Origin of the sequence: Pseudoroseicyclus aestuarii (assembly GCF_003217255.1) — a bacterium.
Lineage (GTDB): Bacteria > Pseudomonadota > Alphaproteobacteria > Rhodobacterales > Rhodobacteraceae > Pseudoroseicyclus > Pseudoroseicyclus aestuarii.
The window spans coordinates 199826-208044 of sequence record NZ_QJTE01000004.1 but is presented as its reverse complement, the minus strand read 5'-3'; the positions used below and the strand labels follow the sequence as shown (position 1 = coordinate 208044).

7 protein-coding genes are annotated in these 8219 nt (G+C 68.2%); 4 read left to right on the top strand and 3 right to left on the bottom strand.

The window, feature by feature from the left end:
* The first annotated feature begins 69 nt into the window (after positions 1–69).
* From DFP88_RS12850 to DFP88_RS12835, 4 genes are read left to right on the top strand one after another with little or no spacing between them, the layout of a single operon-like run.
* Positions 70–1101, top strand: coding sequence for an ABC transporter permease (locus DFP88_RS12850; RefSeq protein WP_110815097.1), 1032 nt, complete (start codon positions 70–72; stop codon positions 1099–1101).
* Complete coding sequence (locus DFP88_RS12845; RefSeq protein ID WP_110815096.1) at positions 1101–1949, top strand: ABC transporter permease; 849 nt, start codon at positions 1101–1103, stop codon at positions 1947–1949. Before DFP88_RS12850 ends, DFP88_RS12845 begins: the two co-directional genes overlap by 1 nt.
* Before the next feature lie 2 nt (positions 1950–1951).
* Complete coding sequence (locus DFP88_RS12840; RefSeq protein WP_110815095.1) at positions 1952–2842, top strand: ATP-binding cassette domain-containing protein; 891 nt, start codon at positions 1952–1954, stop codon at positions 2840–2842.
* On the top strand, positions 2839–3657 hold the full coding sequence (locus DFP88_RS12835; RefSeq protein ID WP_110815094.1) for an ABC transporter ATP-binding protein: 819 nt from the start codon (positions 2839–2841) through the stop codon (positions 3655–3657). Before DFP88_RS12840 ends, DFP88_RS12835 begins: the two co-directional genes overlap by 4 nt.
* Positions 3658–3740: 83 nt before the next feature.
* Here DFP88_RS12835 and melA (DFP88_RS12830) read toward each other — a convergent pair whose 3' ends face one another.
* Genes melA (DFP88_RS12830) through DFP88_RS12820 form a run of 3 tightly spaced genes read right to left on the bottom strand, consistent with a single transcriptional unit; the run spans position 3741 to position 8214 of the window.
* The gene (gene melA / locus DFP88_RS12830) at positions 3741–5225 is read right to left on the bottom strand and encodes an alpha-glucosidase/alpha-galactosidase (RefSeq protein ID WP_110815093.1); all 1485 of its coding nucleotides are present in this window, start codon (positions 5223–5225) and stop codon (positions 3741–3743) included.
* A gap of 14 nt (positions 5226–5239) precedes the next feature.
* On the bottom strand, positions 5240–6601 hold the full coding sequence (gene melA / locus DFP88_RS12825) for an alpha-glucosidase/alpha-galactosidase (RefSeq protein WP_110815092.1): 1362 nt from the start codon (positions 6599–6601) through the stop codon (positions 5240–5242).
* Positions 6598–8214, bottom strand: a complete 1617-nt coding sequence (locus DFP88_RS12820; RefSeq protein ID WP_110815248.1) for an ABC transporter ATP-binding protein — start codon at positions 8212–8214, stop codon at positions 6598–6600. The genes melA (DFP88_RS12825) and DFP88_RS12820 overlap by 4 nt, the downstream gene beginning before the upstream one ends.
* Positions 8215–8219 lie beyond the last annotated feature (5 nt).

Sequence of the window (8219 nt, the reverse complement as noted above, 5' to 3'; positions counted from 1 at the left end):
GCGGCCCTCGCGGTGTCGCCCGCCCTGCCATGCTGAACCCTGCACCCCTGCCACCCGAGCGGAGGCGTCATGTCACCGATCCTCAGACTGCTGATCCACAGGCTGGCGCTGTCGCTGCTGGTGCTGGCGGGCGTGTCGATCCTGATTTTCTTCGTCGCGCGGGTCGTGCCGGGCGATCCGGCGCGCATCGCTCTGGGCCCCAATGCCGGCGCCGAGGCGGTGGAGGCGCTGCGCGAGGAGCGGCATCTGAACGACCCGCTGATCGTGCAATACGGCTGGTTCCTGCGCGACCTGGCGGGGGGCGATCTGGGCACCTCGCTTTATACCCGCAGGCCGGTGCTGCAGGACATCGCCGCCTACTTGCCCGCCACGCTGGAGCTGGTCTTCATCGCCGGCCTGATGATGGTGCTGGTCGGCCTGCCGCTGGGGCGGCTGGCGGCGCGGCACCAGCGGCGCGGGCCGGACCACCTCGCGCGGTTCCTCTCGGTGCTGGCGGTCTGCACCCCGGCCTTCGTCTGGGGCGTGATCCTGCAGCTTCTGCTGGCCTATGTCTGGCCGATCTTCCCGCTGGAGGGGCGGCTTTCGACCGGCGTCGCGCCGCCACCTGACATCACCGGCCTTTACACCGTGGACGCGCTGCTGACCGGCCAGTTCGGCACCATGCTCAACGCGCTGTATCACCTGATCCTGCCGGCGACGGCGCTCGCGCTGTCGGGCATCGGGCAATCGGCGCGGCTGACGCGGTCCTCGATGATCGAGACCTACCGCAAGCCCTATATCGAGATGGCGCGCGCCTATGGCTTCAAGGAGGGGCGGATTGCCCGCCGCTATGCCTTCCGCCCGGCGCTCATTCCGACACTGACGGTGCTGGGTCTCGATTTCGCGGCAATGCTGGCCAATGCCTTTCTGGTGGAGCGGGTCTTCGTCTGGCCGGGCCTGTCGCGCTACGGGGTCGAGGTGATCCTGCGCAAGGACCTCGATGCCATCGTCGGCGTGGTGCTGGTGATCGCGGCGATGTTCCTGATCACCAACCTCGTCGTCGACCTGATCGTCTCGATCATCAACCCGCGCCTGCGGCTGGCCGAGAAAAGGGGCAAGTGATGAGCAGCAAGACCTCCTCCGTCGCGCTGACCGAGTTTCGCAGCAACCCGCTGTCGATCATCGGCCTCGTCCTCGTGGCGCTCTGCGTCGGGCTTGCCGTCTTCGCCGATCTCGTCGCGCCGTACCCGGCGCATGTCGGGCCGATCGGCGATTTCATGGCGATCAATCAGGCGCCCTCGGCGGCGCATTGGTTCGGCACCGATACCATCGGGCGCGACGTGCTGACGCGCATCCTTTATGGCTTTCGCCTCTCGCTGGTCATGGCGGCGATGGTGCTGGCGATCTCCATGCCGATCGGCGTGGCGCTGGGCCTGATGGCCGGCTACCTCGGCGGCTGGGTCGAATTCGCGATCATGCGGCTGACGGATGTCTTCCTCGCCATCCCGCCGCTGGTGCTGGCCATGGCGATCATGGGCTTTCTGCCCGCGACGCTGACCAATGCCATGCTGGCGGTCACCGCGATGTGGTGGCCCTGGTACACGCGGCTCGTTTACAACGTCGTCCGCTCCGAGGCGCGCGAGGGCTACGTGCTGGCGGCCGAGGTGATCGGCGCCTCGCCCCTGCACGTGATGACGCGCGAGATCCTGCCCAATTGCGCCCCGGCGATCCTGACCAAGCTGACGCTGGACGTGGGCTTCGTCGTCCTCATGGTCTCTTCGCTGTCGTTCCTCGGGCTGGGGGTGCAGCCGCCGACGCCGGACCTTGGGTCCATGGTGGCGGATGGCGCGAAATACATGCCCGACGCCTGGTGGCTGTCGATCTTCCCAGCGCTCGCGATCATGGTCCTCGTCCTCGGGTTCAACCTGCTGGGCGACGGGCTGCGCGAAGCCTTCGACGCGGAGGTGTGACGATGGCGGATCCGGTTCTCACGGTACGCGACCTGCATCTGGCCTTCCGCAAGGGGCGCCAGAGGACGGAGGTGCTGCACGGCATCTCGCTGCATGTGAACGCGGGCGAGAAGGTCGCGCTGGTGGGCGAAAGCGGCTCTGGCAAGTCGGTGACGGCGCAGCTCGCGCTGGCGCGGCTGCAGCAGGAAAAGGGCACCGAGGCAGAGGGGTTGATCGAGGTGCTGGGCCATGACGCGACGCGCAGCCCGGCGCGGATTGCCGCGATGCGCGGGCACCGGGTGACGATGATCTTCCAGGATCCGACCTCGGCGCTGAACCCGGTGTTCCGCATCGGCGAGATCTTCGAGCAGGTGCTGCGGGCCGGCGGCCAGCGCCTGCGCGCGCAGGAGGCCCGCCGCCGGGCCGAGGCCGCGCTGGCCGAGGTGCAGATCCCCGATCCCGCGCGGGCGCTGGACAGCTATCCCTTCCAGCTGTCGGGCGGCATGAACCAGCGCGTGATGATCGCCATGGCGCTGGCGAACGGGCCGGAGCTGCTGCTGGCGGACGAGCCGGGTACCGCGCTCGACGTGACGGTGCAGGCGCAGACGCTGCGGTTGATGGACGATCTTGTGACCTCACGCGGGACCGCCGTCCTCTTCATCTCGCACAACCTCTCGGTGGTGCGGGAATTCGCGGATCGGGTCTATGTCATCTACCGGGGTCGCATCGTGGAGCACGGGCGCACCGAGCAGCTTTTCAGCGATCCGCGCCATCCCTACACCAAGGCGCTGCTGGCGGCGGCGCCGCGGCTGCTGGGCGGCGGGCTTCCCGATCTGCCGCAGGGGGCAGAGGCCTTCGCAGATCCGCTGTTGGTGCACGACGGCTGCGCGGAACCCGGCGAGGTGACGGCATGACCGAGGGCCCCCTTCTTCAGGCCCGCGGGCTGGGCAAGACTTTTGTCGTCGGCGATCACCGGGTGCAGGCGCTCAAGGACGTCGATCTGGAGGTCGCGAGCGGCGAGTGTCACGCCGTGGTCGGCGAAAGCGGGTCGGGCAAGTCGACGCTGGCGAACATCGTGCTGGGCATCTACCCGGCCAGCGCGGGCGAGATGCTGTTCGACGGCGCGCCGCTGGGCCAAACCCGGCCTCGCGCGATGCGGCGGCGCATCCAGCTGGTGCAGCAGAACCCGCTGTCCTCGCTGAACATCCGGCGGCGGATCGGCGCCTCGATCCGGCTGCCGCTGGACGTGCATGGCATCGGCGCGCGGTCTGAGCGGCCCGCCCGCGTCGAGGCGCTGCTGGAAGAGGTCGGGCTGGAGCCCGAGATGGCGCGCCGCACCCCCGCCTCGCTGTCCGGCGGGCAGCGCCAGCGCGTGGCCATCGCGCGCGCCTTGGCGGCGGAGCCGGACCTGATCGTGCTGGACGAGCCGACCTCGGCGCTGGACGTGCTGGTGCAGGCGCGGGTGCTGGCGCTACTGGACCGGCTGCGGCGCGAGCGCGGTCTGACCTATATCTTCATCACCCACGATTTGGCCGTGGTGCGGGCGCTGGCCGACCGGATCAGCGTCTTCGTCGGCGGCGAGAAGGTCGAGACCGGCACCACCGAGGCGATCTTCACCGCGCCGCAGGCGGCGTTCACGCGCCAGCTGATCGGCGCGGTCCCCGTCGCGAGCGAGGAGGAAGCGCGCATGCGCGACGTGATCCGCGAGACGGGACACACGCCCGGCTGAGGGGGGCGCGCCGGGCTTCGGGGGCCGCAAGGGCCCCGCGCGCCCGGCGCGGGCGGCTTGCGCCGCAGGGGCGGGCCGCGGCCCTAGCTCATCACGCGGGTGCCGAGGTCTGCCTCCTCGGCCGGTTTGCCCTTGGCGGCGCGCAGCTCCTCGACCGAGCGGACGGTGAGGCGGGCGGCGCCCTCCCAGTCGCGGGTCTGCACCTTGGGATTGGCCATGCGCGCCCTCGCGCCCTCGATGGCATGGGCATATTGCGGCAGGTACTCGGCCTGCGCGACGAGCAGCTCGTCGACCATCTGCCAGACCTCGTCCGGGGTGCAGATCGCGCCGACCAGCGGGTCGTGCAGCACCGCCTGTTTCAGCAGCTCCACATCGCCCGTCAGCGCGGCGCGCACGCTCATCCGCTGGACGCTGACGCTGGCGTTGCAGGTGGCGGCGCAGGCGAGCGGCAGTTCGACCCCCTCGATCATGTTGATGCCGAAGCGGTCGACCCAGCCGGGGCTTTCGATGATGCAATCCTCGGGCAGGTTGGTGATGGTGCCGCCGTTGCGGACGTTGAAATGCCCGCGATAGGGGCGGCCCGTTTCCATCGCCTCAAGGATCCAGCTGGCGTGCTCATCAGTGCGCGGCGCCTTGGACAGATCCTGCCCGGCCTCGTCGAGGAACTTCGGGAAATCCGTCTCGAACCAGTTCCGGTTCTCGGTGGTGTAGCGCAGGTAGCCGCCCGTTTCGCCGTGGATCCAGTCGTCGGTGGAGATCCAGTCCATGATCTCCTCGGGGCGCTTGCGATACCAGGGGAGGTATTCCGACAGGTGCCCGTTGCTTTCGGTCGAATAGAAGCCGAAGCGCTTGAGCACGTCGATCCGCACCTTCTCCTGGCGGGCATAGACCGGATGCGCCTCGAAGGCCTCGGTCAGCCGCTCGCGCGTGACGGGCACGCCGTCGACGCGGATATCGAGGTACCAGGTCTGGTGATTGATGCCCGAGCAGACGATGTCCACACTCTCCATCGGCACCTTCAGCGCGCGGGCGATCTGCCTATGGCCGTTCTGCACACCGTGGCAGAGGCCGACGACATTCACGCCCGTCTCCAGCGCCGCCCAGGTCATCATCGCCATGGGGTTGGCGTAGTTCAGCATCCAGGCGCCGGGTTCCGCCACCTCCTTGATGTCGCGGCAGAAGTCGAGCATCGCGGGAATGCCGCGCTGGCCGTAAAGGATGCCGCCCGCGCAGAGGGTATCGCCGACGCATTGGTCGACGCCGTACTTCAGCGGGATGCGGATATCGTCGGCAAAGGCCTCGAGCCCGCCGATCCGCACGCAGTTCATCACGTAGCGCGCGCCGGTCAGCGCCTCGCGCCGGTCGGTGGTGGCGAGGACGCGGGCGGGCATGCCGTTGGCCTCGATGATCCGCTCGACGATCTGGCGGATCATGTCGAGGTTGTGCAGATTGATATCCGTCAGGGCGAACTCGACACCCGAGAATTCCGGCACCCGCAGGATGTCCGAGACGAGTTTCTTGGTGAAGCCGACGCTGCCGGCGCCGATGATGCAGATGCGGAAGGACATGGAACTCTCCTGTCTCAGGACGCGCGGCGCGTCTGGATGCGGGCGAAGTCGGGAAGCCAACCGTCGTGGGCGGCCAGAAGCTCGTCCACGAGGGACCAGATCTGGTCGAGGTCCAGCTCGGCGGCGGTATGCGGATCCATCATCGCGGCGTGGTAGATGTACTGCGGATCCTCGCGCAGCAGCGCCTCGACCGTCAGCTCCTGCACGTTGATGTTGGTGCGCATCAGCGCGGTGAGCTGCGGCGGGATGTCCCGCACCACGGTGGGATGCAGGCCCGTGCCGTCGACCAGCACCGGCACCTCGACTGCCGCGCCCTCGGGCAGCTGCGGGATGTAGCCGAGGTTGCGGATATTGCCGTAGATCACCGAGGGCTCGCCGGTGACGACGGAATTGACGATCTCGCTGGCGTATTCGCGGCTCGGCTTGACCTCGATCGTCTCGGCCTTGCGATAACGCTCGGCCTGAGCCTGCCAGTTCGCCACCTGCTCGACGCAGCGCTTGGGGTACTCGTCCAGCGGGATGCCGAATTTCTCGATCAGGTCGGGACGGTCGCGCTTGATGAAGTAGGGGACGTATTCGGCGAAATGCTCCGAGCTTTCGGTGACGAAGTAGCCAAGGCGCGACATCATCTCGTAGCGCACCTTGTTCGGGCAGCGGTCCGAGTGGTTCGAGAAGCGGGGCAGGCGCCCCTCGGCGTAGCCCTGCTTGAGGGTCGGGTAGAGGTCGCGGTAGCTGCCGTCGGGCTGGCGATGCTCGAACTGCAGGAAATAGGCCATGTGGTTGATGCCGGCGCTGCGGTAGCGGATCTCGCCGATCGGGATATCGAGATCGCGGGCCAGCTCCTCGGCGGTCCCCTGCACGGAGTGGCACAGGCCGACCTGGCGGATGCTCGGATACTTCGCGCCGATGGCCCAGGTGTTGATCGCCATGGGGTTCACGTATTGCAACATGATCGCCTGCGGGCAGAGCTGCATCATGTCCTCGCAGATCGACCACAGGTGCGGGACGGTGCGCAGGCCCCGCATGATGCCGCCGATGCCCAGCGTGTCGGCGATGGTCTGGCGCAGACCGTAATTCTTCGGCACCTCGAAATCGGTGACGGTGCAGGGCTCGTACCCGCCGATCTGGAAGCTGACGACGACGAAATCGGCGCCATCGAGCGCGCGCTTCTGGTCGGTGTAGGTCTTGATCGTGGCGGCGCTGCCCAGCGACTTGGCCATCTTGCCCACGACGATCTCGGATTCCTCCAGCCGCTTGGGGTCGATGTCCATCAGCCGGATCTCGGCCTGGGCGAGGGAGGGGCGTTGCAGCATGTCGCCGGTCAGGTTCTTGGTGAAGACCGTGGATCCGGCGCCGATGAAGGTGATGACAGTCATGTGGCAATCTCGAAGGCTGCGCGGACAAGCCGCTGGGTGTACTCGGTTTGCGGGCGTGTCAGGACATCCTCGGTCGGGCCCTGTTCCACGATGCGGCCGCCCTGCATCACCATCACGCGGTGACACAGGGCCCGCACGACCTTGAGGTCGTGCGAGATGAAGAGGTAGCTCAGGCCCCGCTCGGCCTGCAGCTTGCGCAGAAGCGCGATGATCTGCGCCTGCACCGACAGGTCCAGCGCGGAAGTCGGCTCGTCCAGCAGGATGAACTCCGGCTCCAGCGCGATGGCGCGGGCAATGGCGAGGCGCTGGCGCTGCCCGCCCGAGAATTCGTGCGGGAAGCGGTGGGCGATGGTGTCGGGCAGGCCGGCGTCGCGCAGCGCCTGCTGGACGCGGGCAAAGCGCTCGCGCCCCGTGCGGCCAAGGCCGTTGACCACGAGGCCCTCCTCGATGATCTGCCGCACGCTCATGCGCGGGTTGAGCGAGGCGAAGGGGTCCTGAAAGACCACCTGCATCCGGCTGCGGTACTGGCGCATCTGCCGCCGCTCGAGCCCGTCGATCCGGTCGCCGAGGAAGGTCACCTCGCCGGCGTCCATCCGGTTCAGCCGCAGCAACGCCTGCCCGAAGGTGGTCTTGCCCGATCCGCTTTCGCCGACGAGGCCCAGCGTCTCTCCGCGCTTGAGGTCCAGCGTCAGCCCGTCCACCGCGATCAGCGGGTGGTAGCTGCCGCGAAAGGCGCCGCCCCGGCGCAGCATGAACTCCACCCGCACGTCGCGCCCCGAGAGCACTGTCTCGGAGGCATCGGCGATGGGCACGGCCCTGCCGGTCGGCTCTGCCGCCAGAAGGCGCTTGGTATAGGGATGCTGCGGCGCCTCGAAGATGCGGGCGCAGGGGCCTTCTTCGCGCACCTCGCCGTGCTGCATGACGTAGACGTGGTCGGCAAACTGCCGCACCACGGTCAGGTCGTGGGTGATCAGGATCACCCCCATGCCCAGCCGCTCCTTCAGGTCGTCGATCAGGTGCAGGATCTCTGCCTGCACCGTCACGTCGAGCGCGGTCGTCGGCTCGTCCGCGATCAGCACGTCGGGCCGGTTCGCCAGCGCCATGGCGATCATCACGCGCTGGCGCTGCCCGCCGGACAGCTGGTGCGGATATTGCTGCACGCGCGCCTCGGGGTCCGGCAGGCGCACCTCGTCCAGCAGCTCGACCGCGCGGGCGAGGGCGGCCTTGTGGGACATCTTCTGGTGCAGGCGGATGCCTTCGACCAGCTGCGCGCCGATGGTATAGACCGGGTTCAGCGAGCTCATCGGTTCCTGAAAGATCATCGAGATGCGGTTGCCGCGCAGCCGGCGCATCGCGGTCTGCGACAGCTTGGCCATATCCTCGCCGGCGTAGCTGATGCGGGTTTCGGCCCCGAGGCGCGCGCGCTTCGACAGAAGGCGCATGATCGCGCGGGCGGTGACGCTCTTGCCCGATCCGCTTTCGCCCACCAGTGCGGTGGTCTGGCCGGGGTACAGCCGGAACGAGACGTCGCGCACGGCCTCGACCTCTCCGCCCTCGACCTTGAAGCTGACGGCGACGTGCCGCGCGTCGATGATCGGCTCTATCTTGTCCATCTTGG

Excerpts from the sequence above, each read along its gene's own strand:
- DFP88_RS12840 (WP_110815095.1), top strand. The coding sequence starts at position 1,952 with ATGGCGGATCCGGTTCTCACGGTACGCGACCTGCATCTGGCCTTCCGC.
- DFP88_RS12820 (WP_110815248.1), bottom strand. The coding sequence starts at position 8,214 with ATGGACAAGATAGAGCCGATCATCGACGCGCGGCACGTCGCCGTCAGC.
- melA (WP_110815092.1), bottom strand. The coding sequence starts at position 6,601 with ATGACTGTCATCACCTTCATCGGCGCCGGATCCACGGTCTTCACCAAG.
- melA (WP_110815093.1), bottom strand. The coding sequence starts at position 5,225 with ATGTCCTTCCGCATCTGCATCATCGGCGCCGGCAGCGTCGGCTTCACC.
- DFP88_RS12835 (WP_110815094.1), top strand. The coding sequence starts at position 2,839 with ATGACCGAGGGCCCCCTTCTTCAGGCCCGCGGGCTGGGCAAGACTTTT.
- DFP88_RS12845 (WP_110815096.1), top strand. The coding sequence starts at position 1,101 with ATGAGCAGCAAGACCTCCTCCGTCGCGCTGACCGAGTTTCGCAGCAAC.
- DFP88_RS12850 (WP_110815097.1), top strand. The coding sequence starts at position 70 with ATGTCACCGATCCTCAGACTGCTGATCCACAGGCTGGCGCTGTCGCTG.